Source organism: Verrucomicrobiia bacterium (assembly GCA_026414565.1).
Taxonomy (GTDB): domain Bacteria; phylum Verrucomicrobiota; class Verrucomicrobiia; order Limisphaerales; family Fontisphaeraceae; genus Fontisphaera.
Genome location: JAOAIT010000046.1, coordinates 1 through 25,279 on the forward strand (window position 1 = coordinate 1; position 25,279 = coordinate 25,279).

Annotated in this window: 20 protein-coding genes; 11 read left to right on the forward strand and 9 right to left on the reverse strand. The window is 63.6% G+C overall.

Annotated features, from left to right (window positions below):
- Nucleotides 1-417 precede the first annotated feature (417 nt).
- Nucleotides 418-1,596 carry an aminotransferase class I/II-fold pyridoxal phosphate-dependent enzyme gene (locus tag N3J91_10660; GenBank protein MCX8156891.1) on the forward strand — a complete coding sequence of 393 codons (1,179 nt, stop codon included), beginning with the start codon at nt 418-420 and terminating at the stop codon, nt 1,594-1,596.
- A gap of 87 nt (nt 1,597-1,683) precedes the next feature.
- Entirely contained in the window at nt 1,684-2,517 is an 834-nt protein-coding gene (lpxI, locus tag N3J91_10665; GenBank protein ID MCX8156892.1) for a UDP-2,3-diacylglucosamine diphosphatase LpxI, read from the forward strand.
- Here the strand turns inward: lpxI and rpoD are convergent.
- On the reverse strand, nt 2,510-4,528 hold the full coding sequence (gene rpoD / locus N3J91_10670) for an RNA polymerase sigma factor RpoD (GenBank protein MCX8156893.1): 2,019 nt from the start codon (nt 4,526-4,528) through the stop codon (nt 2,510-2,512). The two genes, lpxI and rpoD, sit on opposite strands and share 8 nt — an antisense overlap.
- 245 nt (nt 4,529-4,773) lie before the next feature.
- Here rpoD and N3J91_10675 point away from each other — a divergent pair, with 245 nt between their 5' ends.
- The gene (locus N3J91_10675) at nt 4,774-5,829 is read left to right on the forward strand and encodes a DUF1080 domain-containing protein (GenBank protein ID MCX8156894.1); all 1,056 of its coding nucleotides are present in this window, start codon (nt 4,774-4,776) and stop codon (nt 5,827-5,829) included.
- A 51-nt stretch (nt 5,830-5,880) separates the two neighbouring features.
- Here N3J91_10675 and N3J91_10680 read toward each other — a convergent pair whose 3' ends face one another.
- Genes N3J91_10680 through N3J91_10690 form a run of 3 tightly spaced genes read right to left on the reverse strand, consistent with a single transcriptional unit; the run spans nt 5,881 to nt 10,833 of the window.
- Nucleotides 5,881-8,283, reverse strand: coding sequence for a response regulator (locus tag N3J91_10680; GenBank protein MCX8156895.1), 2,403 nt, complete (start codon nt 8,281-8,283; stop codon nt 5,881-5,883).
- A 5-nt stretch (nt 8,284-8,288) separates the two neighbouring features.
- Complete coding sequence (locus N3J91_10685; protein MCX8156896.1) at nt 8,289-8,897, reverse strand: YfiR family protein; 609 nt, start codon at nt 8,895-8,897, stop codon at nt 8,289-8,291.
- A 7-nt stretch (nt 8,898-8,904) separates the two neighbouring features.
- The gene (locus tag N3J91_10690; protein ID MCX8156897.1) at nt 8,905-10,833 is read right to left on the reverse strand and encodes a TonB-dependent receptor; all 1,929 of its coding nucleotides are present in this window, start codon (nt 10,831-10,833) and stop codon (nt 8,905-8,907) included.
- Between the two features lie 267 nt (nt 10,834-11,100).
- Here N3J91_10690 and N3J91_10695 point away from each other — a divergent pair, with 267 nt between their 5' ends.
- Both N3J91_10695 and N3J91_10700 read left to right on the forward strand, forming a co-directional pair.
- On the forward strand, nt 11,101-11,400 hold the full coding sequence (locus N3J91_10695; GenBank protein MCX8156898.1) for a metalloregulator ArsR/SmtB family transcription factor: 300 nt from the start codon (nt 11,101-11,103) through the stop codon (nt 11,398-11,400).
- A 54-nt stretch (nt 11,401-11,454) separates the two neighbouring features.
- Nucleotides 11,455-12,792: a permease gene (locus N3J91_10700; GenBank protein MCX8156899.1), complete on the forward strand. Its 1,338-nt coding sequence runs from the start codon at nt 11,455-11,457 to the stop codon at nt 12,790-12,792.
- 24 nt (nt 12,793-12,816) lie between these two features.
- On the opposite strand, the gene N3J91_10705 is transcribed toward N3J91_10700, so the two are convergent.
- Nucleotides 12,817-14,628, reverse strand: coding sequence for a DUF1549 and DUF1553 domain-containing protein (locus N3J91_10705; GenBank protein ID MCX8156900.1), 1,812 nt, complete (start codon nt 14,626-14,628; stop codon nt 12,817-12,819).
- Between N3J91_10705 and N3J91_10710 the strand changes: the two genes are divergently transcribed.
- The gene (locus N3J91_10710; GenBank protein ID MCX8156901.1) at nt 14,612-14,842 is read left to right on the forward strand and encodes a hypothetical protein; all 231 of its coding nucleotides are present in this window, start codon (nt 14,612-14,614) and stop codon (nt 14,840-14,842) included. The genes N3J91_10705 and N3J91_10710 overlap by 17 nt on opposite strands.
- Before the next feature lie 87 nt (nt 14,843-14,929).
- On the opposite strand, the gene N3J91_10715 is transcribed toward N3J91_10710, so the two are convergent.
- Entirely contained in the window at nt 14,930-15,265 is a 336-nt protein-coding gene (locus N3J91_10715; protein ID MCX8156902.1) for an RNA-binding protein, read from the reverse strand.
- Between the two features lie 317 nt (nt 15,266-15,582).
- Between N3J91_10715 and trpD the strand changes: the two genes are divergently transcribed.
- Complete coding sequence (gene trpD, locus N3J91_10720) at nt 15,583-16,623, forward strand: anthranilate phosphoribosyltransferase (GenBank protein MCX8156903.1); 1,041 nt, start codon at nt 15,583-15,585, stop codon at nt 16,621-16,623.
- Between the two features lie 51 nt (nt 16,624-16,674).
- On the opposite strand, the gene N3J91_10725 is transcribed toward trpD, so the two are convergent.
- Nucleotides 16,675-17,820, reverse strand: a complete 1,146-nt coding sequence (locus tag N3J91_10725) for a lactonase family protein (protein MCX8156904.1) — start codon at nt 17,818-17,820, stop codon at nt 16,675-16,677.
- A 173-nt stretch (nt 17,821-17,993) separates the two neighbouring features.
- Between N3J91_10725 and recN the strand changes: the two genes are divergently transcribed.
- Both recN and dprA read left to right on the forward strand, forming a co-directional pair.
- The gene (gene recN, locus N3J91_10730) at nt 17,994-19,661 is read left to right on the forward strand and encodes a DNA repair protein RecN (GenBank protein MCX8156905.1); all 1,668 of its coding nucleotides are present in this window, start codon (nt 17,994-17,996) and stop codon (nt 19,659-19,661) included.
- A gap of 73 nt (nt 19,662-19,734) precedes the next feature.
- Nucleotides 19,735-20,847: a DNA-processing protein DprA gene (gene dprA / locus N3J91_10735; protein ID MCX8156906.1), complete on the forward strand. Its 1,113-nt coding sequence runs from the start codon at nt 19,735-19,737 to the stop codon at nt 20,845-20,847.
- Nucleotides 20,848-20,889: 42 nt separating this feature from the next.
- Here dprA and N3J91_10740 read toward each other — a convergent pair whose 3' ends face one another.
- Nucleotides 20,890-22,311, reverse strand: a complete 1,422-nt coding sequence (locus N3J91_10740) for a PQQ-binding-like beta-propeller repeat protein (protein ID MCX8156907.1) — start codon at nt 22,309-22,311, stop codon at nt 20,890-20,892.
- Between the two features lie 539 nt (nt 22,312-22,850).
- Here N3J91_10740 and N3J91_10745 point away from each other — a divergent pair.
- Both N3J91_10745 and N3J91_10750 read left to right on the forward strand, forming a co-directional pair.
- On the forward strand, nt 22,851-23,816 hold the full coding sequence (locus tag N3J91_10745; protein MCX8156908.1) for an RHS repeat-associated core domain-containing protein: 966 nt from the start codon (nt 22,851-22,853) through the stop codon (nt 23,814-23,816).
- Nucleotides 23,817-23,827: 11 nt separating this feature from the next.
- Complete coding sequence (locus tag N3J91_10750; protein MCX8156909.1) at nt 23,828-24,193, forward strand: hypothetical protein; 366 nt, start codon at nt 23,828-23,830, stop codon at nt 24,191-24,193.
- Between the two features lie 287 nt (nt 24,194-24,480).
- Here the strand turns inward: N3J91_10750 and N3J91_10755 are convergent, their stop codons facing one another.
- Nucleotides 24,481-24,639 (reverse strand): hypothetical protein, encoded by a 159-nt coding sequence (locus N3J91_10755; GenBank protein MCX8156910.1) that lies wholly within the window; start codon nt 24,637-24,639, stop codon nt 24,481-24,483.
- Nucleotides 24,640-25,279 lie beyond the last annotated feature (640 nt).

A 25,279-nucleotide genomic window follows, 5' to 3' on the forward strand; every position in this document is an offset into this window, starting at 1 on the left:
TATGGCTTCGGCGGGGGCCGGAGGCGGCACACGAGACGCGTGCGCTCCCCGAGACCGAAGGGAAAATGCGGAGGGGGAAATGCAAAGTGCAAAGTGCAAAGTGGAAAATGCAAAGCGGGAGCGTCGCAGGCGGATGTGTAAGATGGTGAGTATCAGTCCTAATGGTTAATCCCTGCCGGATTGATTTGGCTTTGGCGGGGGCCGGAGGCGGCGCGCGGGAAGCGTGCGCTCCCCGAGACCGAGGGGAAAGGCAGAGAGGGAGATGCAAAGTGCAAAATGCAAAATGAAAAACGGGGGGGTGGCGGGAGAGGCATGGGGGGAGAAGGGTGCGGGGGGCGGGTTGAAGATTTAGGATTGCAGATTTGGGGCGGGTTGTTTCTACTGCGGCCACGCCGTGGGACAGGCAGGCGGCGAGTTATGGCAAATTTTGACGCACAACGTTATGTCGCCACGCACGTGCGCAATATTCCGCGCTCGGGCATACGCGACTTTTTTGACATCGTCCAGGGCATGAAGGACGTGATTTCCCTGGGGGTGGGCGAGCCGGATTTTGTCACGCCGTGGCACATTCGGGAGGCGGCCATTTACGCGCTGGAGAAGGGGCGGACGACGTACACCTCCAATCTGGGGTTGCCGCGGTTGCGGACGGTGCTGGCGCAGCATCTGGCGGAGCGTTTTGGGGTGGAGTATCAGCCGCAAACGCAGATTTTGATTGCGGTGGGGGTGAGCGAGGCGATGGATCTGGCGTTGCGGGCGCTGATCAATCCGGGGGACGAGGTGATTTATCATGAGCCGTGTTATGTGAGTTACTCGCCGAGCATCGTGCTGGCGCACGGGGTGCCGGTGGCGGTGTCGTGCCGGCCGGAGGACGGTTTTTCGGTGACGGCGGAGGCGATTGAGCGCGCAATTACACCGCGGAGCAAGGTGTTGGTGTTGAATTTTCCCACCAATCCCACCGGCGGGACGATGACGCGGGCGGAGCTGATGAAGATTGCCGAGGTGGCCTGCCGGCACAATCTGGTGGTGTTGACGGATGAGATTTACTCGGAGCTGACGTTCGAGGGGGAGCATGTGAGCATTGCCGCGCTGCCGGGGATGGTGGAGCGCACGATATTTCTGCATGGTTTCAGCAAGGCATACGCGATGACGGGTTTCCGGATCGGGTACGCCTGCGGGCCGGCGGAGCTGATCGAGGCGATGATGAAGATTCATCAGTATTCGATGTTGTGCGCCAGCATCATCAGTCAGGAGGCGGCCATCGAGGCGATCCTGCACGGGCGGGGGGACACGGAGCGGATGCGGGAGCAGTACCGGCTGCGGCGCAACGTGATTGTGAAGGCGCTGAATGACATGGGGTTGAGCTGTCATTTGCCGCGCGGCTCGTTTTACGCGTTTCCGTGCATTCGCAGCACGGGGTTGAGCAGCAAGGAGTTTGCGGTGCGGCTGTTGCAGGAGGAAAAGGTGGCGTGCGTGCCGGGGGGGGCGTTTGGGCCGACGGGCGAGGGGTTTGTGCGTTGCTGTTTTGCGACGGCGCTGGAGCAGATTGAGGAGGCGATGCGCCGGATGGCGCGGTTTGTGGAGCGGCTGCGCAAGTGAAGGGCGGCCCCGGCCGTGTGGGCCGGGGGTTGCCGAGTTCCGCGTTTCCTTCATGACAGGGCGGGGACCGGGCATTACACTGGCGGCGTGACGCAAACGTTGGACACCCTGGGCATTATTGCCGGCAACCGGGATTTGCCGCTGGTGCTGGCGCGGGAGGCGCGGGCGGCGGGCATCCGGCGGCTGGTGGCGGTGGCGTTTGAGGGGGAGACCAATCCGGCGCTGACGGAGCTGGTGGACGAGGTGGAATGGGTGCGGGTGGGGCAGTTGGGGAGGATGCTGGAGGCCTTGACGCGCCGGGGGGTGCGGCAGTGTGTGATGGTGGGGCAGATTGCGCCGAAAAATCTGTTTGATTTGCGCCCGGACTGGCGGGCGATGACGCTGCTGCTGCGGCTCAAGGAGAAAAACGCGCACACGCTCTTTGGCGCGATTGCCCAGGAGCTGGCCAAAGAGGGGGTGGAGCTGGTGGAGGCCACGACCTGGCTGCAAAGCCTCATCCCGCAGCCGGGACATCTGGCGGGGCCGGCCTTGTCCGGGGCCCAGTCCGCAGATGTCGAATTTGGCCATCGCATGGCGCGCGAGATTGCGCGGCTGGACATTGGGCAGACGGTGGTGGTGAAAGGCGGGACGGTGCTGGCGGTCGAGGGATGGGAGGGCACGGATGCCTGCCTGGCGCGGGGGGGCGAGCTGGCGGGCAAGGAGGGGGGGGCGGTGGCCGTCAAAGTGGCCAAGGCCCACCATGATTTTCGTTTTGACATCCCGTGCGCCGGCCCCCGGACGGTGGAGGTGTGCGCGGCGCACGGGGTGGCCGTGCTGGCGGTGGAGGCCGGGCGCTCGCTGCTGTTGGAGCGCGCGGAGATGGAGGCGCTGGCGGCCCGCCGCAAGGTGAGCCTGGTGGCGGTGGCGCCGCCGGCTAGATGACGGTGGAGGTTTCGAGGAAGCCCTGCAACTGGCGCAGGCGGGTGGGGTGGCGCATCTTGCGCAGGGCCTTGGCCTCGATCTGGCGGATGCGTTCGCGGGTGACCTTGAACTGCTTGCCCACCTCTTCCAGCGTGCGGGAGTAACCATCCACCAGGCCGAAGCGCAGCTCGAGCACCTTGCGCTCGCGCTCGGTCAGGCTGGCCAGCACGTCGTTGACCTTTTCCTTCAACAAACTGTAGCTGGTCATGTCCGAGGGGTTTTCCGCGCTCTTGTCTTCGATGAAGTCGCCAAAATTGGTGTCGTCGCTGTCGCCCACGGGGGATTGGAGGGAGATGGGCTGCTGGGCCATTTTGAGGACGGCCCGGACGCGCTCGACGGGCATCTGCATTTCGTCGGCGATTTCCTCGGGGGTGGGTTCGCGGCCGAAGTCCTGGACGAGTTGTTTTTGCACCCGCATGAGTTTGTTGATGGTTTCGATCATGTGCACCGGGATGCGGATGGTGCGGGCCTGGTCGGCGATGCTGCGGGTTATGGCCTGGCGGATCCACCAGGTGGCGTAGGTGCTGAACTTGTAGCCGCGGCGGTACTCAAACTTTTCCACCGCCTTCATGAGGCCCATGTTGCCCTCCTGGATGAGGTCAAGGAAGGAGAGGCCGCGGTTGGTGTATTTCTTGGCGATGGAGATGACCAGGCGGAGGTTGGCCTCCACCATTTCGGTTTTGGCCTGCATGGCCTTGCGGTTGAAGTGCTGCAACTGTTTGAAGGCCTCGAGGTATTCCTCGCAGCTCATGCGCACCATTTCCTCCAGGGCCTGTTTTTTGCGCAGCTCGGCCTGGAGGATGGACTGGATTTGCGGGTTTTTCTTCTGCGCCTCCAGCTCCTGGATGGTGCGCAGGCAGGTCTGGAACTTGTCCACCACGTTTTCCGCCACGTTGGCGATTTCCTCGATGACCTTTTGTTTGTAGTAAAACTTGGGGAAGGTGGTTTGCAGGCGGGCGTCGAGCTTTTTGAACTCCTTCATCAATTTCTCGCGCCGGGCGGGGTTGGTGGCGGCCACCATTTCGCGGTATTTGTCGTCCACCTCCTTGTCCATGGCCTGGACGGTTTTGACCAGGCGGCGCAAGTCCTTGAGGTGATGCTCGCGGCCCTCGACCTTTTTGTCCACGATGACGCGGTCAAAGCGCTCCTTGGGGGGCTCGCTGATGAGCTTTTCGGCCAGGGCGATGTGCTCCTTGGCGGTGAAGCCAAAGCTGTACACGATGCGCTTGACCTCATTTTCGGCATCCTCAATGCGCTTGGAGATTTCCACCTCCTGCTCGCGGGTCAGCAAGGGCACCTGGCCCATCTGCTTGAGGTACATGCGCACCGGGTCATCCAGAATGTCCAGCCGGTTTTTGTCGTCGTCCTCCTCCGGTTCCGGCTGTTTGACCCGGTCCACCTCGGCCTGGTCCACGATCTCGACCTCGAGGCCGCGCAGTTTGGTGTAGATCTCGTCCAGTTCTTCGGGGGAGACCACGGAGTCGGGCAGGGCGTCATTGATGTCGTTGTAAGTCAGGTAGCCCTGCTCCTGGGCGAGGCGCACCAGTTCCTTGATCTTCTCCGCCAGATCCAAGGTCTGGGCTTGTTTGCCGTCGCCTGAAAGATCGGCGCCGCCGCCAGCCTCCCCGGCGGCAGCCTCCGCGGCAGGCGTCTGTTCCTGCCCGGCGGGCTTTGGGGCCGCGTTAGACTTGCCGGACTTGGGGGGAGCCGTCTTCTCCTGGGGGGCGGCAGGTTTTTTGGCCTTGTCCTTCACCTCCGCCGCCTCCGCGATTTTGGCGGGCTTGCCGGCGGGGGCGGAGTTCCTGGGCTTGGGGGATGGCTCGGCGGAGGATTTGCTCCGGGCAGCAGGGGCGGGCGCGGTTTTGGCGGATTTGGCCTTGTCGAGTTTGGCATGGTCCGCGGCTTCTTTTTTGGACGAAATCTTGCCGGCGTCAGCTTTGGCGGCTGACTTTTTCACCTGAGGTTTTGCCATAGATGCGTTTCGGAGTATCCGCTACAAATTCTGTTGTAACAAATAAGCCCTATACCATAACCCAAGACTTCATTAGAGTCAATCATGGGGTGTGGTTTTGGGCCCGCGGGCGGGGGGGCGGAAGGATGGCATCTGCGGGTCCACCGCCACGGTTTGAAGTGGTGAACCGGCCGGCGGCGGGGGGTGGCGCCCGGCCTGCCATTCACGCCTTGTCCGGCGCGGGTAATTTGCTATGTTGGCCGCCGATGAAATGGTTTTGCATTGCAGCCGCCACCGGGGCGCTGGCGTTCACCGCCGCCGCCGCGGAGCTGAAATTTGACTTTGCCGGCACGCTGGTGGGCGAAACGCCCAAAGGTTTCCGCAGCGTGGTGGTGGGCCAGGGCGCGCCCGGCCAATGGGAAATCGTGCGTGACGCCGGGCCGGACGCGGAAAAGTTGTCGCCCAGCGGGAGCGCAGCGTCCGGGACGCGGCCGGTGCTGGCCCAGCTCTCGCGCATCAAGGGCGAGGAGCGGTTTCCGGTGCTGCTGTATGAGGGGGAGAGTTTTGAAGATTTCACCTTCCGGGTGCGCTTCAAAGTGGTGGGGGGCGAGGACGAGCAGATGGCTGGAATCGTGTTTCGCGCCCAGGATGAAAAAAACATGTACGTGCTGCGGGCCAACGCCAAAGATGGGAATGTGCGGTTCTATGCGGTGGTGGACGGGCGGCGCACGCCGCCGGTGGGCAACAATGTGCCGGTGCCGCTGAACCAGTGGCACGAGTTGAAGGTGGAAGCCAAGGGCAACCGCCTGGTTTGTTCGTTCAACGGCCAGCCGCTGGGCAATTTCATCACGGACAACACCTTCAAGAGCGGCAAGGTGGGATTTTGGACGATGTCGGATTCGGTGAGTTACTTTGCCGATGCCGTGGTGAGTTATACGCCCCGGGAGGCGCTGGCGGACGCGATCATCCGGGACACCATGAAGAAATACCCGCGGCTGCTGGGCTTGCAGATATGCGCCGCTCCTCCCGGGCAGCAGGAGCCGCAGGTGATTGCCTCCACCAATCCGCAGGAGCGCGGGCAGCCCGGCAGCAAAGCCGTGGCGGACATCCTGGCCCGGGGCACGATTTATCATCAATGGGGCAAGGAGGATGCCACGGTGTTCATGCCGTTGCGGGATCGCAACGGCGAGGTGGTGGCGGTGGCGCGGGTGACGATGGACACCTTCTGGGGACAGACGGAGAAAAACCTGCTGGCGCGCGCACTGCCCATTGTCAAATACATGCAGGCGCGCATTCACGCCCACAAGGATTTGTTCGAGTGAATCAGGTGGAGCAGGCCCACCCCGGTGGGACAGTCTGGTAGGCGCCGCCGGTCAGGGGCTCTTGGTGTTTTCCCCCTGGCCGTTGCCGCCAGGGCTGCCGTTGCCGCCGTTGCCACCTTTGGCCTGATCGAGCATTTCGCGCACCACGCGGGCCAGTTCCATCGGCTTGAAGGGTTTGGCCATGAATTTGCAGCCGGGCAGGGAGGGTGAGTCCCCGCCGGCCAGCTCGGAGCTGTAGCCGCTGACCAGCAGCACGGGCAGGGAAGGCTTGTGGCGGCGCAATTCCTCGGCCAACTGCCGGCCGGAGATGCCATCGGGCATCACCACATCCGTCACCACCATGTCCACATGATCCTGAATGGCGGGCCACAATCGCAAAGCGCCCTTGCCGCTGATGGCCTCCACCACCGAGTACCCATATTTCTTGAGCACATGGCGGGCAATGCCGCGCACGGCGGGTTCATCCTCCACCAGCAGGATGGTTTCATCCCCGCCCCGAATGGCCGACCGGTCCGCGGTGGGGGCAGGCAGGCCCCGGGCGCCGTCATGCACGGGCCAGAACACACTGAAGGTGGCGCCGCGGCCCACTTCGCTTTCCACCTCCACCCAGCCGCCGTGCAAGTCCACGATGCCATACACGGCCGCCAGGCCCAAGCCGGTGCCCTTGCCGATTTCCTTGGTGGTGAAGAAGGGATCAAAGATTCGCGGCAGCAAATCCGGCGCAATGCCCACGCCGGTATCGGCCACCTGCATGCGCACAAACCGCCCCGCCCGCGCCCGCGGATGATGCTGGGCAAAGTTCTCGTCCAGTTCAACTTCCTCGGTGGCGAGGGTCAGCGTGCCGCCCTCGGGCATGGCGTCGCGCGCATTCAAGGCCAGATTGGCCAGCACCTGCTCCACCATGGCGGGATCGGCATGAATGGGCGGCAGCTCGGGGGTGAGATTAAACTGGACCTTCACTTTTTCGGTGACCACCCGGTGCAACATGCGGGCGTAATCCACCAGCAGTTGATTCAAATCCACCTCTCGCGCCTGCATGTTCTGCCGCCGGCTGAAGGCCAGCAACTGGCGGGTGAGCGCCGCGGCGCGGTCTGCCGCCTGGCTGATCTGGTCCAAGCAATCCTTCACCACGGGGTCCAGGCCCGGCTCGCTCATCCCCAGCGAGGCGTTGGCCTGGATGATGGTGAGAATGTTGTTGAAGTCATGGGCCACCCCCGCCGCCAGTTGCCCCACCGACTCCATTTTCTGCGCCTGCCGCAGTTGATGCTCCATCTTGGATTGGCGGGTGGTGTCATACACCATGACCAGCAGGCAGGGTTCCTTGATCCACTCGATAACCTCCGCAAAAAGGCGGGCCGTGCCGGCCCGTCCGCCCTTGCCCCGCCACTGGATTTCCACATCGCGGAGCTGGCCGCCTTTGCGGGCCTTCTCGCTGATTTCCTTCACCTGGGCGGGGCGGGCGTTCAAGCCCAGTTCCTCCACGCTGCGCCCCAGCACTTCCTCGCGCTGGTAGCCAAACAGTTGGAGGAAACTTTGATTCACCTCCAAAATCCGCCCATGGTCCAGGCCGCGCAACACAATCGGCAGGGGGGAGGAACGGAAAATCTGGGCAAAGCGCTGCTCGGAGCGGCGCAGCTCCTCTTCAATCTGGCGGCGTTCCACAACCTCGCGCTGCAGTTCAGCGGTGCGCTCCTGCACCCGCTGTTCCAAGGTGGCCCGGGCCTGCTCCAACTCGGCATCCCGCGTCTGCACCGCCTCGAGCATGTAATTAAAGGCGTGGACAAGCTGGCCCACTTCGTCGGGGGCTGCTGCGCGGGCGCGCACCGAATAATTGCGATTCTCCGAAACCTGCCGGGCCACGGAGGCCAGCTCCATGATGGGGGCCGTGACCGGCCGCAACAGCCGGCGCAAGACCAGCCCGGTCGCCAGAAGGGCCAGCCCCATCCCCAACAGCATCCAGCCCGCCTGCTGCAGCAGCAGTTTCTCATAAGCATCCAAACTGCTGGCCACCACCACATGGCCCAGGAGCTGGCCGCTTTGTTCAATGGGCCGCTCGATGACCAGGCAGCGGCTCCACCACATGGCCAGCGCCGAGGAAGTCGCCTGCTCCGGTAGAGGATGGGGAGAGGCCGGGTTGCGCTGATACTCGGCAAAGACTTTGCGTTTGGGGGTCAAAATCCAGGCGGCCTCCACATCCCGGTCCTGCGCCAAAGCGCCCAGCGTATCCTGGGCGTCCCGCGCATTTTCAAACACTAATGCCACGGTACATTCCCGGGCCAGAACGTCCGCCAGCGCCGCAAATCGCCGCTGCGCCTCCTGGCTGAAGGAATAGACTCCTGCCGCCATGACCGCGGCCAAACACGCCACGAAGGCCAAGAACACTGTGGCCATGGTCAGCCCGCCGAGCTTGCGGGCCAGCGGCAACTGCAAAAACCATGAGCGCAGGGCGGACATAGGGGCTAACGGGAAGGCGGAGTCGGCCCGGCCACAATTTTCGCCTGCCGCAGCAGCCGGGAGCTGGGACGCAGACGGGCGCGCTCACAAGCGTTGAGGTTGATTTCAATTTGGACCCGGCGATCGCTAAGATTCAAACCGACCATGCCTCCTTTGCGGCAAAAGTCCGGCAACGCACTCACTGTCAGAATGCCCTGCCCATCGAGGTCTGCTAGCATGGTGGTCATTGCCCGCTCCGGTACCTGCTCGCCAATAACCACCACGTGGCACTTGGCAGCGTTGGTGCGCGAAAGGCTAGGGGGGAGTTTTTGGATTGTCAAGGCGCGGCCCAGGGAGGCGGGGGCGGCGTTGGCCAGTTGCTCCAGGGCGGCGATCAACGGGCCTTCGCCCACCACGCCAATGACCAGCGGCGCATTGGTGGGCGGCGGCGCGGGCCATTCCACAAAGCGCGTGATTTGATAGACCACGGCCGCTTTCAATTCCGCCTCGGTGGGCTGGGGCAGCTCACTTTCCGCCGCCAGGCTGAAGAAGGCGCTCAGGCTGAGCAGCAGCCACCACCCGCTCCGGCGTGGGGCGGGGCCGAACCAATGGGCCTTGTGGCGGCGCCAGGACATGGTTGGGTTAAAAGCGGTAGGTCAGTTTCAGCCGGAATTCGCGCCCCGAAAATTCCATGAGCGGGCCGGAATTAACCCAAAACTCATCCCCCACCGGATAGGCGTACTTGTGTCCAAGCACATTATAGACACTGGCGGAAAAATCGAAGTTTTTCCCGAAAGGCCGGCTCCACAAGGTCATGTTAAGCAGCCAGTAATCATTGGCCTCCACCCCCGGCATCCCGGTCTGGGTGTCGCTGGAATAAAGGCATTCAATGTTCCACCACCACCGATCCCGATAGAGGGGAATGGAAAGGTGGTTTTTGACCAGGTGTTGTGGCGAGTTGTCCAAACTTTGGCCGCGGACACGGTTGCGCTGCAGGGCGTAGCTGGCACGCCAGCGCCAGCCGTTGTCGAAGAGGTAATCCAGCGCGGTTTCCAGACCGGAGGCACGGACCCGATCAAGGTTTTGGTATTGCAGCAGGCCGGTGCCGGGTTGGGGCTCCATTGAAATCAGATCGTGAATCCGGTAGTGATAGCCGGAGAGGCGCAGGGTCAGCCGTTGCGCCAGCCGCTGTTCCCACACCAGCTCATAAGTCGTGATGGTTTCGGGACGCAAAGCCGGGTTGATGGTGTAACCGTCATCGGCTTGATAGTACATCTCGAAGACATTGGGCGCACGGTAGGCCGTGCCATAAAGTGCCTTGAGGGTGGTACGCTGCCAAGGCTGATAGATCAAGGCCAGCCGTGGGTTGGCTTCCCAGCGGTGCCAGGAATGATAATCCAGTCGGCCGCCGGTGTTAAGCCGGAGGTTGCGGCGCAGCACCCATTCCATCTGGGCAAACCCCGCCCACAGCCAATGACTGCGGTGATCGTCACAGTAGGTAACGCCCGTTTCGTCCCAGTAGTTTTGGTCCTGGGTGATATGATGATGGAACTCGGTGCCCAGGGTGAGCAGGTGGCGGTCCCAAAGCCGGGCGTCAAACTGCGCTTCCACGCCGTATTCCCGGCCTATGGCCTGGTCAATGGTCAAGATGCCCCCATAGGGATACCACCCCCGATAGCGATAGTCATTGTAGAAACTGCGCGCCTGCAGACGGCGGTCTTCCCCCCAGGAATGGTCCCACTTAACCTGCAAGTAGCCATACTGTTCCTCCCATTGAGTGCGCGGATCGCCAGGATCACTGGCATAAGTGCCGCTGGGAATGCCGTTGGGCGCACGGCTAAAGGCGGCGTTCAGCGACCAATCACGCCAGCTTAGCGCCCCCAAAAATCGCGCCGTTTCCACATAATCTTGGCGGCGGGAGGTCCACACCTTGCCGGCGGCGTCAGTGAAACTCAACTGCCGCGGCCCCGGATCATAGCCATAATCTCCGCTCAGAAGCAGCTCCACCCCGGAATTGGTAAAAAACTGGCCATACGAAAACCGCCCGTGCCCGGCCACATGACTGCCCATGCTCGCCGAGGCCTCCGCGCCGCCGAGGTCACGGCCTTTTTTGGTGATGACGTTGATGACCCCAAAAAAGGCATTGTTGCCGTACATGGCCGCCCCCGGCCCCGGGATGACCTCGATGCGCTCGATCAAATCCAAATCCACCGGAAACTCCGGCCCGATGGGGGCGCTGTCGTAAATGCTGTTGTTCAGGCGGTGTCCGTTGAGCAACAGCAGGTAGCGCGAATTGTAGTCGCCGGGCCGGTTGAAACCGCGCGTTCCCAAATACCAATAATCCCGGTCATTGGTGGTGTACAGGCCCGGCACGCTGTTCAGAGCGTCAGCAAGCGTCCGCCAGCCGTGCTTTTGGATGTCATCGGCGGTTAATAGGGTCACGGCCGACGGCGCCTCCCCCTTGGGCTGGCGACGGCGGGAGGCCCCTTCCACCGTACCCGCCTGCAATTGCAACAATTGCTCCAGCTCCAGCCCCAGCAACGCCGCACTCGGGACGTTTGTTGAGGGCACGGCATGGGGCTCCGCTCCCGGCAACCCTGCCGGGAGGCAAACCAAACCCAGACTTAAAGTCCATACGGACGCCTGGGACCTCAAACCACTTCTTTTTCGATGACACTTCATGCCGCGGGGCTTGATATAATTCGCCCCTGCATCCTCTTCGGCAGTTTGGGGCAAACACTTTAGGGCGAAATCGCACCCCCCCTCTCTGCCCCTTGGGGGGAGGCATCAGGGCGAAAACAGTTGACATTATTAGCTATTTAGCTAATTATTTGAACCATGACTGTCTCGCTTAAAACCGCGGAGCTTAAGCGTCCCGCCCTCGTGTTCAAGGCCCTGGCCCATCCCGGCCGCCTGCTCATGGTCACCGAGCTGGCCAAGGGCGAGCGTTGCGTGTGTGAGCTGACAAAGCTGGTGGGCACGGAAATGCCCACCGTCTCGCGACATCTTTCCGTGTTGAAACACGCCGGGATTGTGGAGGATGAAAAGCGCGGCACGCAGGTTTTCTACCGCCTGGCCATGCCGTGCGTAATCCATTTTGTGCAATGCGTCATGGAAGCTCAGCCGCCGCAAGGATAATTTGGCGGCGATTTTTCGCCCATCAAGCCAGACAACCGAACGCCAAGCCCACGTATGGCCGCCTTAACTTGCTCATCCGAGGCATCCGCATCCCGCTGGCGCGAGCTGAAGATACTCGCCGCCCTGGTGGCGGTGTTTCTATTCTGCTTTTTCCTGCCGGTGGGGGAGGCCCGCTTCGACCAGGCCCTGCGGGAGGGGCTGGCGCTGACTCGCTGGTACGCCCGCGAGCACGTCGTGTTGTGTCTCATTCCGGCGCTGTTCATCGCCGGGGCGATCAGCGTGTTTGTGAATCAGGCGGCGGTGATGCGCTACTTGGGGCCGGCCGCTCCCCGGCCGCTGGCTTATGGGGTGGCCTCGGTTTCGGGCGGCATTTTGGCGGTGTGCTCCTGCACGGTGCTGCCGTTGTTTGGGGGCATCTGGCAGCGCGGGGCGGGGTTGGGGCCGGCGGTGGCCTTTCTTTATGCCGGCCCGGCCATCAACGTGCTGGCCATGGTCCTGACCGCCCGCATTTTGGGCTGGCCTCTGGGAGCGGGCCGGGCGGTGGGCGCGGTGCTGTTCAGTGTTGTCATCGGCCTGGCCATGCACGCGCTGTTTCGCCGGGAAGAACAGGCGCGGTCCGCGGCCGCCGCCCAGATGCCGGCGCCGGAGACACGCCGGCCGCTCATACAGAACGCGATATTTTTTGCGCTGCTGGCCGCGGTGCTGATTTTTGCCAACTGGGGACGACCCGCCGGCGAGGGTGGACTGTGGGCGGCGGTGCATGCTTGGAAATGGCGGCTGACCGCCCTGAGCGCGGCCGGGCTGGCTTTGGTGTTGGGGCGGTGGTTTGGCTTTGCCTGGGGCGGATTGGCCCTCGTGGGGGGGCTGGTGGCCGCCCTAGCCTGGGCTTTTCCCTCCACCCCTTTGCCGGCGTTTGTGGCCGGCACGGTGGGGTTGGTGGGGCTGTGCCTGCGGCATCCGGACGAAGGCCGCCCGTGGCTTGAGGCCACCTGGGCCCTGGCCAAACAAATCCTGCCGCTCCTGCTGGCCGGGGTGTTTGCCGCGGGTTTTCTCCTGGGCCGGCCGGGGCAGGAGGCGTTGATCCCCTCCGCCTGGGTGCAGCAGGCGGTGGGCGGCAATTCCCTCTCGGCCAATGCCGTTTCGTCCGTGGTGGGGGCATTCATGTATTTCGCCACGCTGACCGAGGTGCCCATCGTGCAAGGTTTGCTGGGCGCCGGCATGGGGCAGGGGCCGGCGCTGGCGCTCTTGCTGGCGGGGCCGGCCCTGTCGCTGCCCAACATGCTGGTGCTGCGTCAAATCATGGGCACGCGCAAGACGGTGGCTTACGTGGGCCTGGTCATCCTGATGGCCACGTTGAGCGGCCTGATTTTTGGAGCATGGCGGGGGGAATGAATGTCAGCCGGACCGCGCCGCGGTTCAATGTCGGAATAAGAACTCGCTGCTGTTGATGAGCGACCAGGAGAGGTCCAGGGCGGCATCGCGGGGCTTGAGGCCGGATTCCTGGACGTATTGCTCGAAGGTGCGCAGCTCCTTCTCCGTGGGCCAGCGGGAAAGAATGCCCAGGTAAATATTGCTGATGATCTCGCGCAGGGGCCGGTTGCCCTGCATCTGGTAGGCAATCATCTGGCTGCGCTCGAGCTTGCGCTGAATGTGGCTGGAATTGAGCAGGTGCAGGCGCTGCGCGGCGGTCAGGCGGTTGTTGCGCTCCAGCTCCAGGCCGGTGTCTCGGGGCGGGCGCCCGAACAGCTCCAGAAACGGGCTGGTGATGCTGCCATCGGCCAGCGCAATGGAGCGCTGGTTTTCCGGGATGAAGGTGAATGGCTCGGGGATGGGGCTGGAATATTTCTCGGTGGTGCCGGTGACTTGGTTGAGCGCATCAATCAACACTTCCGCCTCCAGCCGGCGCATGGGGTAGTAGGCAAACTGCTCGGCGGCCTTGGGATGCGGTTGGGGCAGCAGGGCCGAGGATTGGTAGGTGCGGGAATTGAGAATCAGGCGGAAGAGCCGCTTCATGTCGTACTTCGCCGCCACCAGTTCTTTTTCCAGATAGGCCAGCAGCTCGGGGTTGGAGGGCGGGTTGTCCGGCCGCGCATCATCCGGCTCGTGAATGATGCCGCGGCCCATGAACCAGAACCAGGCGCGGTTGGCCAGGTTGCGGGCGAACCAGGGATTTTGCGGGCTGGTGAGCCAGCGCGCAAAAACCTCGCGCGGATCCTCGGCGGGCAGGATGCGCGGGGGCGTGCCGTCCGGAAACACCGGCTTCAACTCCAGCCCCGCAATTTTTTGGGTGGGTTGCAGGAGCGGATCGAAATAGACGATTTCCTCCTTCCATTCCGTCGTGCTTTTGAAGCCGAGATGGGCAAAGAATCCGGCCAGTCCCGCCAGTTTTTCGGGCGGCCATTGCTCGGCGCGCTCGCCCATGAAGGTCAGGGCCACGGCCCGGGCGATGCCTTCCGGGGTTTTATCCTGCACGGCGCGGTAGAAGTTCACCTGGCCCACGCGGAAGTTGCTGCCGCTGGCGGTGAGCAGCTCGCGGGCAAACTGGTCATACGGTTTGTTGTCCCGCAGGCTGGTGTACAGATAGCGATGATAGGCCTGCACCGCATTGGGCCAGAGGTTGATGGGAAACTCGGCCTTCACGCGCAGCAAATCGGCCCATTTCAGGGTCCAATAATCGGCGTATTCCTCCCGCTCCAGCAGCCGGTCAATCAGGAGCTTGCGTTTGTTGGGGTTGCGATCCAGCAAAAACTCGCGGGCCTCCAGCGCGGTGGGCAGCGTGCCGATGACATCCAAGTACACCCGCCGCACAAATACCGCATCCGAGCACGGCGGCGCCGGCGTAATGCCCAGTTTCTGCCATTGGCGCTGCACGATTTCATCCAGCGGCGTGAGGGGCAGTTTAAGGTGCGGCGCCTCGTAGGGATTCGCCGCGGAAAGCGGCAAAGGCGGCGCCGCATTGGTGGCCGGCCGGACGGCGGCTTTGGGGGCCGCGGCCGCCGGGGGGGCGGCGGTTTTATTGGTGGCCGGCCGGGCGGGTGGGGCGGGCGCCGGCTGGGCGGCGGCCAGGCGCGGGGCGCGCGGATTCAGTTCACGCAGCAAAAGGGCCACTTCGCGGGCCTGGGCGCGGCGGGCCTGGCGTTCTGCCCGTTCGGCAGGGCTGGGCGCGGCGGCCAGCGGGCCTGCGCCCAGCGCCAGCATGATTCCTGCGCAAATGGCCAAAGTTCTCATGGGCTTCGCCTTAACTTACTCGCTGCGCGGCGACTGCAAAAGCAACTTCTATGAATTGGACGCCCCGGACGAACATTGTGTTACCGGGTTCAGGCGCGAGCACCACCAGGCGCGGGCGGCGGCCAGCCGCCGCTTGGGCGTGGCGGACTGGCTGGATTTGAGTCTGCGGGCAGCGACTGGCTGGCGGGAGGGCCTTGATTTTTTGCCCCGGTAAATAAAAAAGGAGCCCTGCCATTGGGCCATGGCTCCGTAAAAAGAAAAAGCCGGTGGCGGCTGGCCCGCCACCGGCGCGACACTTGGATTAATAACGATTACCGCGGCGCCCGCCGAAGTCACGGCGCGGCCCGCGATCACGGCCACCGCCGCCGCCACCGCCCGGAGGGCGTTCTTCGCGCGGACGGGCGATGTTGACGGTCAGGTTGCGGCCATCGAGCGCGGCGCCATGCATCGCCTCAATGGCACGCTGGGCTTCTTCCGGCGTGCTCATCGTCACAAAGGCAAATCCCCGGGAGCGGCCGCTCATGCGGTCCACCATCAGGTTGGCTTCGACGACTGTGCCGTGGGCGGCAAAGGCGTCATGCAGATCGTTTTCCGTGGTGTTATAGGAGAGATTTCCCACGAAGAGTTTGGTGCTCATGAACTGTACTGTACTTTAACGGGCAACCTGCCTGAACCGAAACTGTTCCCGACCGCCGGGTTTCAAATCATCACTGAACAACTGTGTTCACTTGCTGATTCACCATGTTTGGGACGCGACAGGTTATCACTATCCACAGCAAAGTTGGCCTAAATCTTTGAATTAGCAAGCACTTTCGGAAATTTTTTCGGCGCCCGGCCGGACCGCCGCAAGCCGGTAAAGCCCGCGGCGGAGCCGCTCCCGGAAACCCGGCAAGGCCCACCACCGGGACGGAAAATCCGCATTGCAGACGCCGCGCCGGGCGATATTTTGAGACCGTGTTAACTGATTTGATCCAACAACTGCGCGCCGGCCAGGGTTTGAGTCCGGAGCAAATCCGCTCCGCCGTCCAATTTCTGACCCGGGAAAATGAAGCCGCCGAAACCAAGGCCGATTTCCTGATGGCCTTGGCCCAAAAGGGCGAGACCCCCGAGGAAATCACGGCTTTTGCCCTGGAGCTGCGCGCCTTGTCGGTGCCGGTGGAGGTGCCCCCCGAGCTGCGCCAGCAGGGCATTTTGGATGTGGTGGGCACGGGCGGCGACCGGGCGCACACGCTCAATTTCTCCACCATGGCGGCCCTGGTCTGCGCCGCAGCGGGGGTGGCCGTGGCCAAGCACGGCAATCGGGCCGCCACCTCCCGTTGCGGCAGCGCCGACGTGCTCGAGGCCCTGGGCATACCGGTGGATTTGTCGCCAGCCCAGGCGGTGGCCTGCCTGCAGGAGCACCGCTTCGCGTTTTTCTTTGCCCCCCGCTATCATCCCGCCTTCCGGCACATTGCGCCGGCCCGCAAGCTCTGTGCGGAGCGGGGCCAGCGCACCATCTTTAATTTCCTCGGCCCCTTGTTAAATCCGGCGCGGCCCTCGGCGCAGCTCATGGGGGTGCCCCGCCCGGAGCTGTGCGAGCCGCTGGGGCGCGTTTTGCAAAACATGGGAGTCCGGCGGGGCATGGTGGTATGCGGCCAGGCCGGTGAACTCTGGCTGGATGAGCTCTCCACCGTGGGCGAGACGGTGGTGGCCGAGTTTTACCAGGAACATGCCCGCGCCCTGAGCCGCTGGTCACCCGAGCAGTGGCCTTTGCAACCGGCGCGGCTGGAAGATTTGCAGGGCGGAGACCCTGCCGCCAACGCCGCAGCGGCCCGGGAGATTCTCAGCGGACGCGATCGCAGCCCGCGGCGGGACGCCGTCCTGCTCAATGCCGGCGCCGCGCTTTTCGTGGCCGGGGCGGCGCGCACCATGACCGAGGGTTTTGAACTGGCTGCGCGGCTGGTGGATGAGGGCGAGGTGGCGCGCAAAATCGCCGCCCTCAGCCGCCCCGCCTGAGCAGGAAGAGCGTCCGCATGGGGAGCGCAGCTCGCGAATGGCCGGTTGCGCTCAAGGCGCCGGCACAAATTGCACGCACACGGCCGGCACCTCCACGCTGTGGCCCGTCTCACTGAGCCGGCCGGTGGCGTTGTCCACGGCAAGCACCACCAGGTTGCCTGACGTTTGATTGCCGCTCAACAACCAGCGGCCGGAGGGATCAAGCGCAAAGTGGCGCGGCGTTTTACCGCCGCTGGGATGATGTTGCACCAGCGTCAGCCGCCCGGTGTTGGCATCCACGGCATACACCACAATGCTGTCGTGCCCGCGATTGCTGCCATAGACAAACCGGCCGTTGGGATGCACCGCAATTTCTGCGGTGGTATTTTGCCCCGTGAAACCCTCCGGCAGGGTGGGAATGGTGCTCAAGGGAGTTAACGAGCCTTTGTCCGCCTGGTAGGCATACTGCACCACCGTATTGTTCAATTCATTGATCACATACACCCACCGGCCATTGGGATGAAACGCCAGGTGCCGCGGGCCCGCCCCCGGGGCCGTGGCCACATGCGGCGGCTCAGCCGGGGCAAGGAGAGCCTTCGCCGGCTCCAGCCGGTAGGTGAGCACCTTGTCCAGCCCCAAATCGCACACCAGCACAAAGCGGTTGGCCGGGTCCACATCCACCGAATGCGCATGCGGCCCTTTCTGGCGCTGGGGATTCACGCTGGCGCCTTGATGTTGTATCAAACTGGCCGCCTCGCCCAGGCTGCCATCGGCGCGAATGGGCAGCGCGGCCACACTGCCGGAGCCGTAATTGGCCACCAACAGACATTGCCCGGTGCGATCCACGGCCAGATGACACGGGCCGTTGCCACCGCTGGATTGGGTGTTCAGGCGTGTCAACCGGCCACTGGCCGCCTCCAGCGCGAAGGCCGTGATCCCGCCGCCCTGGGCGCCGCCCACTTCGCTTAAGGCGTACAAATACTTGCGCGAAGGATGCACCACCAGCCACGTGGGATTGGCCACCTCCGCCGCCAGCGCGCCGCCGCTCAGCCGGCCGGTGGAAGCGTCAAATTGAAAGTACTGGATGCCCTTGCTCTTGGGGCCGGTGTAACTGCCCACATAGGCATGATACGTGGCGGCGTCCAGCGTCACCGCGAAACCCAGCCCACAGCCCAACAACAACCCGGCGAACCAACGGCACATCATGGTGGCTTGCATGCCGCCATGTTTGCCCGTCCGTCCCCGCCACGCAAGCCCGGAAGCAATAGCCGGGGACGGACTTTCCGCATCAGCTCCCGGCCCGCGCCAGTTTGCCTGAGCGTGGCGCTGGCGCATTTTTTTCTTTGCCCGGCGCGCAGCCTCCGCCCACAATCGCAGAGAGATTATCCGGGATGCTCACCACGTTGCGCATCAAGAATCTGGCGCTGGTCGAGGACCTCACCCTCGAGCTGGCGCCGGGCCTCACCGTGATCACCGGCGAGACGGGCGCCGGCAAGTCCATGCTCATCGGCGCGCTCAACCTCGTGCTGGGGGAGCGGGCGGATCGCACGCTGTTGCGCGCCGGCTGCGAGCAATGCGTGGTGGAGGCGCTGTTTTCCGTGGACCGCCTGCGCGCCCCGCTGGCGGATTTTCTGGCGGAAAACGGTTTGGAGCCGTGCGAAAACGGCGAGCTGCTGCTCAAGCGCGTGTTCACCGCCGCGGGGGCCAATCGCCAGTTCATCAATGGCTCCCCGGCATCGCTCGCGGCGCTGGCGGAGGTGGGGCAGTGGCTGGTGGACATCCACGGCCCGCATGAGCATCAATCCCTGCTGCAGCCGGCGCGGCAGCTCGAGCTGCTGGACGCCTTTGGCAAGCTGGAGCCTCAGCGCCAGGCTTTTGCCCGCGCACTGCGCCGCCGTCAGGAGCTGCAGGCGGCCAGGACGGCCCTCATTGTGGATGAACGCACCTATGCCCAGCGGCTGGACCTGCTGCGCCATCAAGTCCACGAAATCACCGCCGCCCGCCTGCAGCCGGGGGAGGAGGAAACCCTGGCGGCCGAACACGCCCGCGCCAGCAATGCCGCCCGCCTGGCCGAGCTGGCCCAGGGCGCGCTCGAAGCGCTGGCCGAGAGTGACGAGGCCGTGCTCTCGCGGCTGGGCGCCGTGGGGCGCGCCCTGCAGGAGCTGCAACGGCTCGACCCCACCGCCGCGCCACTGGCCGAGACCCATCATGAGGTGGTGGAGCGGTTGCACGATTTGCAGCGCGAGCTGCGGCATTATGCCGATCATCTGGAGCTGGACCCCGCCCGCCTCCAGGAATTGGAGGAACGGCTCAATCTCCTCCATTCGCTCCGCCGCAAATACGGCGCCACCGTGGCGCAGATTCTCGAGTTTGGCCGCCAGGCCGCCGAGGAACTCCGGCAGCTTGAACAGCGCGACGTGGAACTGGCGCGCCTGGACCGCGAGCTGGCCGAGGTGGAAAAAGACTTGCAGCGCGCCGGCGCCGAGCTGACCCGCCTGCGTCACCAACACATCCCCAAACTCTGCCGCGCCGTGGCCGCGCAGCTCAAAGACCTGGGCTTCAAGGAGAGCCGCCTGGAAGCCGCCCTTACCACGGCGGGGATCGCTGACGCCCGCCTGTCCGGCCTGGATACGGTGGAGTTTCAGTTTGCGCCCAATCCGGGCGAGCCGCCGCGGCCCTTGCGGGCCATTGCCTCCAGCGGCGAAATGGCGCGGGTGATGCTCGCCCTTAAAACGGTGCTGGCGGAGGAGGACCAGGTGCCCGTCCTGATTTTCGACGAAGTGGATGCCAACGTGGGCGGCGAAACCGCCCGGGCCGTGGGCGCCAAGATGGCGCACATCGCCCGGCGCCATCAGGTGTTGTGCATCACCCATCTGCCGCAGGTGGCGGCCGCGGCCACCCATCACTATCGCGTCACCAAGGAAACCGCCGGCGGCCGCACAGTCACGAGCATCGAGCGCCTGGACACCGCCGGCCGCATCGAGGAATTGACCCGCATGTTGGGCGGAGGCGCCGCGGCCCGCCGCCATGCCGCCGAAATGCTGCAAAGCCGGGCCTGAGCCTCCCCGCGCCGGCCCTTCCCCTTTCCTTTGCGCTTGCCGCCTGACAAGCGATCCCGTATTCCTGCGGGGCATGGACAACCGGGAAGCCTTGGTGGCGCTCAACCTGTTGGACGGCATTGGCCCGGTGCGGGTGCGTCACCTGCTCCAGCATTTTGGCGAGCCAGCAGCCATCCTGCGCGCCTCCTTTCACCAGTTGCAGCAGGTCCATGGCATCGGCGAGGAAACCGCCCGCGCCATCGTCAACTGGGAAAAAACCGTGGACCTGGCGGCCGAGTTGCGCCGCTGCGAGGAGTTTGGCTGCCGGCTGGTGACCAGCGCAGACGACGAATACCCGCCCGCGCTCAAGGAAATCTACGACCCGCCCCTGGTCCTCTATGTCAAAGGCCAGCTCCTGCCCAAGGATCGCAACGCCGTGGCCATCGTCGGCTCCCGCCACGCCACGCACTACGGCATCGAGACGGCCAAAAAACTCGCGTTCCAACTGGCCTATGTCGGCGTCACCGTCATCAGCGGTGGGGCGCGCGGCATTGACACCGCGGCGCATCTGGGCGCCCTGAACGCCCGCGGGCGCACCGTGTGCGTGCTCGGCACCGGCATCAATCTGGTTTTCCCCCCGGAAAATCAGGAGCTCTTCGAGCGCATCGCGGCCAACGGCGCCTTGCTCACCCAGTTCCCGTTTAACCGCCCTGCGGACAAGCAAACTTTCCCCATCCGCAACCGCATCATTGCCGGCATGACCCTCGGCACGGTGGTGGTGGAAACCGGCCTCAACGGCGGCGCCATGATTACCGCCCACTTCGCCACCGACTACGGCCGCCAGGTGTTTGCCGTCCCCGGACGGGTGGACTCCCCCAGCAGCAAGGGTTGCCATGAGCTCATCAAAAAAGGGGCGAAACTTTGCGAAAACGCCGAGGATATCTTAAGCGAATTTGAATACCTTTTTCCCGCCTCCAACCGCCCGCCCTCCCCGGCCGAAACCGGCGTCCTGCCCCTCCTGGAACTGACGGAAACAGAGCAAAAAATCCTGGGCCTGCTCAGCGCCGAGGAAACGCCGGTGGACGATCTGATTTATCGCAGCGGTCTGCCCGCCTCTGTGGTCTCAGTGGCCTTGCTGGGCCTGGAGTTAAAGCGCCTGGCCCGCCAGTTGCCCGGGCGGTTGTATGTGAAAAACGACGGCCACTGAACCCGCGCCGCCGCCAACGCCCCCCGCGTTGCCCGCCTGCTATCACTCACGCGGCTCGCCCAGGGCGTAGAGCCTGCCCTGGGTGCGCAAGTAAAGCACGTTGTCCACAATCGCCGGCGTGGCCATGATCCGCTCGCCCATCGGATTGCGCGCCAGCACCTCCAACGTGTCGCCCGCCTTGATGACCACCGCCATGCCCGCCTGCGAGCACACCAGAATTTTGCCACCGGCGGCCACCGGCGAGGCGTAGTAATCCCCCAACGCGCCCAGCCTCTCCTCCTGATACAGGGCGCGCCCCGTCCGGGCCTCGAAACAGGAGAACAGCCCCCCATTTTTCACCAGATACACCCGGCCCTCATAATAAAGGGGCGTGGGCACATACGGCAGCCCGCGGTTTTGTTTCCAGGCCACATGCGTGGCGGTCACGTCCCCTTCCCCGCCGGGCCGCACCGCCAGCAGGGCGTTTTCCGACTTCTCGTAAATGGCCCTGATGGACTCCCACTCGCTGCGGGTTAAAAAACCATCCTTGTCGGCGTCCACATAGGTGAAATCGCGCCGGGCGGTCCCCTGGGGGGCCTCCTCCCGCGTCAACCGCCCGTCCTTGTCCTGATCCCCCTGCGCCAGCAATTCGTCGAAACCCGGCAACACCGGCATCCCCGCCCCAGGCGTCCATCCCGCCGCAAAAAACAGGCCCTCCCCAAAAATCGGGGAGGCCACCATTTCATTGGGCAGACCCCGCGCCCGCCACACCGCCGCCCCGTCCTTGAGCCGATAGGCCGCAAGCTGCAACGTGCCCGGCAGGATGACCAGCTCCGGTTGATGGGCCGGCCACAACAACGGCGTGGCAAAACCCCGGCGCGCTTCGGGCCGCTTCACGTCCCACAACGTGCGGCCGTCCTCGGCGCTGACTGCCAGCAAATGGGCGTCCACATCGGCATCGCGGTTGATGACCACCACCCCGTTGGCCACCACCGGCGAGGCCCCCGCCCCGTGCTGCGTCACCGGCGTGGGCAGGGGACGCCGCCAGATTTCCTTGCCCGCAAAATCATAACTGACCAGCCCAAACGCCCCAAAATACACATACACCCGCCGCCCATCCGTCGCCGGCGTGGGCGACGCCATCGCCCCCATGCCCCGCTCCGGTTTCTCCGGCACGACCCCCTGCCGCCACAATTCCCGGCCGTCGCGGCGATTGTAGCACAGCGTCAACAGACGCTCCCCCTCCGTCGCCGTCAAAAAAAGATAATCTTCCCAAATGCACGGCGAGGAATGTCCGGCAGGCACCTCCACCACCCAAAGCACATTGGTTTTGGGCCCAAAAACCGTGGGAAAACTGCCGGCGGCCACTCCCGCGGCCTGCGGCCCCCGGAATTGCGGCCAGGCGGCGGCCCAGCCCGCGGCCAGTCCCGCCAGCCAGACACCAACGCCAAAAAACCATACGCCTGGAGTTGCTTTTCTACTCATGCCGGTGCTTGCGGCCTCTTGTGTCCCTAATTTGCCGCTCAGGGTCAAGCCGCATCGCGCATCCCTCCACCCCAAAACCACCCTCAGCAGCCCACCCGTCCCCACTGCCCCCTCTGCTCTCGGGGAGCGCACGCTTCCCGCGCGCCGCCTCCGGCCCCCGCCGAAGCCAAACCAATCCGGCAGGGATTAGCCATCAGGACTGATGCCCACCGTTTTGCACCCTCGCCTGCGACAATTCTCCGGTTTTGCATTTTGCACTTTGCACTTTGCATTTCCCCATCTGCATCTTGCCTTTCGCATTGGTCTCGGGGAGCGCACGCGTCCCGCGCGCCGCCTCCGGCCCCCGCTGAAGCCCAACCAATCCGGCAGGGATTAACAATTAGAACTGATGCCCACCGTTTTGCACCCTCGCCTGCGACAATTCTCCGGTTTTGCATTTTTCATTTTGCACTTTGCATTTTGCATTTCCCTCTCCTCATAAATGGCCTTGAACGAAGAGAGGTTTCGGGGGATATTGGCTCCGAGTCAGCCTGAAGCAAATGCAAGCGTGGGGAACCATAGGCGCGTTTGATGCAACGGAGGAGGCAAATAGCATCCCGCAGGATTCCTTTCCTCTGAACGATGCTTGCAACGCGGGCGGGTTGCTGGCAACGGTGATTCATCATGGGCCGGATGCGGGGGTGTATTTTCCGTTTTATGATGGGAATGGGAATGTGATGGGGTATGTGCGGGGGGCGGATGGCTTATTGGTGGCGCAATACGAGTACGGCCCCTTTGGCGAACTCCTCCGCGCCACCGGCCCCCTCTCCCAGACCTTCAACCCTCTCTTCTCCACCAAATACCACGACTGGGAAACCGGCCTCCTCTACTACGGCCACAGGTATTACAACCCTTCTACCGGCCGGTGGCCAAATCAAGACCCCTTGGGCGAACCGGGGTTTGAACTACTCCGAGGGCGAAGACCTTCTCCGCTTGCTGGCGGACCGAACTGCTACCTTTTTGTTGGAAACAACCCAATTCGGTTCGTTGACCCTCACGGCCTCGACTACGGTGATTGGTGGGATCTCCAGACGTGGTTCAACAGCGGCTTCACCGAAAGCTGGTATGACTCGGCCAACTCCATCGGCCAGGCGCTCGGTGGTGCGCTCGCCGGGGACTGGAATCAAATCGATGATGCTTACGACAGCGGCATCTTCGGACAAACCCAGGATGCCGGCCCAGTGCCCTATTACGGAACTCGCGCCGCGGTTGGTGTTGCCACCGTCTGCGCCACCGCTGCCGCTGCGGTTGGAACTTACGAGTTCGTTGCGCTGGGCCATCAGTCAATCATGGTTGAAGGCGTGCTTGGCGGTGGAAGAATGGGCAGCGGCGGGATACTGCAATTGAGAGTTCCAGGGCAACCGCCCGTCATTCGCTTCGACTTCCACCTGATTCCTGGAAGTGGAGGTGTGCCACGTCCACACATTGATAGTCCGCCTCTTGGTTGGCATCACTGGCCTTGGTAATGAGTGCGACTATGGCCACTCGGATAACCAACGCGGTCGAGTTGAAGTCGCTCGCTGCAACGCTCCACGACGCGAGGTTCACTGCCGACTCAATCGCGTTCGACGCAACGGCGCGAACCTTCACGTTGAAATGCTGGGTGCTTCAACCTGCCTCACGGCGCTGGCAAGCGCGGCAACTGTCGTTCGGCGGCGTCGCTGACTCCAAAGTCAACGTGAAGGAGAAAGTCCGTTACTACGAACTCGCGACAATCCGGTTCGCGGAGCGCGACCGCAAATTGGAGTTCGTCGCTCACTACGGAATCGAAATCAGTTTGGCGGTGGACAAACTCGACGGCGCATTGAACGAGACAAACGAGACGCGCGACAAGTGGGAGTGAACCCAACCGGCTGTCCCGCACAAACGGGGTGAAGGAATCAGCCGCGCTCAGGCCGCGCGGGAGGAAGGTCGGTCACCTGTGCCTGCTGCCAGACTGTGGCCGGTGACAAGGGCGCTGCTGAGCGACACGCCACCTGACAAGGCTATGGCGGGTAACCTCCAGGAATCGCCTCTAGCTGAGGCGACAAGGCGCGGTTTTGGGGGCGTGATCGTGGACGACACCCTTGACGCCCTGCTCAAGAGGGTTGTTCACCTGCGCCGCCTAGACCTACTGGGAGGCCGTGACGGTCACCGGGCTGACGAGGAGGATGATCCTTGAGCCGCAGTGGCTGCCGCCGCCTGCTGGACCACGGCGGCGACTTCGGGGGGCAGGTCACGGTGGCGGTCAAGGTAGTAGCGGGGTGTGGCCGGGTCGTATTCCCAGAGCTGGTCGGGGTCCAAGGGCACGATGGGGATTTTGGTTTTGTCCCAGCCCCAATAGACCAGCTCGCTCTGGGTGCCCCCCCGCGGCAGGTCTCCTAAGTGTCCACGTCATCAAACAGGCTTCGGCGGGGACGCCGAAGCCATATCAATCCGGCAGGGATTAACAATTAGGACTGATGCCCACCGTTTTGCACCCTCGCCTGCGACAATTCTCCGGTTTTGCATTTTTCATTTTGCACTTTGCACTTTGCACTTTGCACTTTGCATTTCCCCCTTTGCAACCTTGGCGCCATAGATGAACCCCAGCAAAGCTTACTGCCCCGTGCAGGCCCCGCCTCTTACAACTAAACCACCCTATGAAGTATATGAAGGTGAATACGCCACCTTTTCTCCCCTCGCCTCCGTCCCCTCCGGTTTTGCACTTTGCATTTTGCACTTTGCACTTTGCATTTCCCCATCCCCCTAAATGGCCTTGAAGGAAGAAAGGTTTTGGAGGATATTGGCTTCGGGTCAGCCGAAAACCATGCAAGCGTGGGGAACCATCGGCACGTATGAAGCCAGGGAGGAGGCAAATCCCATCCCACAAGATTCCTCTCCTCTGAACGGTGATTACAGCGTGGGCGTGTTGGTGGCGACGGTGATTCATAACGGCCCGAAGGCGGGG

What these genes read in the sequence shown, in the direction of transcription:
- N3J91_10660 (MCX8156891.1), top strand. Translation starts at nt 418, where the DNA reads ATGGCAAATTTTGACGCACAACGTTATGTCGCCACGCACGTGCGCAAT.
- rpoD (MCX8156893.1), bottom strand. Translation starts at nt 4,528, where the DNA reads ATGGCAAAACCTCAGGTGAAAAAGTCAGCCGCCAAAGCTGACGCCGGC.
- N3J91_10675 (MCX8156894.1), top strand. Translation starts at nt 4,774, where the DNA reads ATGAAATGGTTTTGCATTGCAGCCGCCACCGGGGCGCTGGCGTTCACC.
- N3J91_10680 (MCX8156895.1), bottom strand. Translation starts at nt 8,283, where the DNA reads ATGTCCGCCCTGCGCTCATGGTTTTTGCAGTTGCCGCTGGCCCGCAAG.
- N3J91_10685 (MCX8156896.1), bottom strand. Translation starts at nt 8,897, where the DNA reads ATGTCCTGGCGCCGCCACAAGGCCCATTGGTTCGGCCCCGCCCCACGC.
- N3J91_10695 (MCX8156898.1), top strand. Translation starts at nt 11,101, where the DNA reads ATGACTGTCTCGCTTAAAACCGCGGAGCTTAAGCGTCCCGCCCTCGTG.
- N3J91_10700 (MCX8156899.1), top strand. Translation starts at nt 11,455, where the DNA reads ATGGCCGCCTTAACTTGCTCATCCGAGGCATCCGCATCCCGCTGGCGC.
- N3J91_10710 (MCX8156901.1), top strand. Translation starts at nt 14,612, where the DNA reads ATGGCCAAAGTTCTCATGGGCTTCGCCTTAACTTACTCGCTGCGCGGC.
- N3J91_10705 (MCX8156900.1), bottom strand. Translation starts at nt 14,628, where the DNA reads ATGAGAACTTTGGCCATTTGCGCAGGAATCATGCTGGCGCTGGGCGCA.
- N3J91_10715 (MCX8156902.1), bottom strand. Translation starts at nt 15,265, where the DNA reads ATGAGCACCAAACTCTTCGTGGGAAATCTCTCCTATAACACCACGGAA.
- N3J91_10725 (MCX8156904.1), bottom strand. Translation starts at nt 17,820, where the DNA reads ATGCAAGCCACCATGATGTGCCGTTGGTTCGCCGGGTTGTTGTTGGGC.
- recN (MCX8156905.1), top strand. Translation starts at nt 17,994, where the DNA reads ATGCTCACCACGTTGCGCATCAAGAATCTGGCGCTGGTCGAGGACCTC.
- dprA (MCX8156906.1), top strand. Translation starts at nt 19,735, where the DNA reads ATGGACAACCGGGAAGCCTTGGTGGCGCTCAACCTGTTGGACGGCATT.
- N3J91_10740 (MCX8156907.1), bottom strand. Translation starts at nt 22,311, where the DNA reads ATGAGTAGAAAAGCAACTCCAGGCGTATGGTTTTTTGGCGTTGGTGTC.
- N3J91_10745 (MCX8156908.1), top strand. Translation starts at nt 22,851, where the DNA reads ATGCAAGCGTGGGGAACCATAGGCGCGTTTGATGCAACGGAGGAGGCA.
- N3J91_10750 (MCX8156909.1), top strand. Translation starts at nt 23,828, where the DNA reads ATGGCCACTCGGATAACCAACGCGGTCGAGTTGAAGTCGCTCGCTGCA.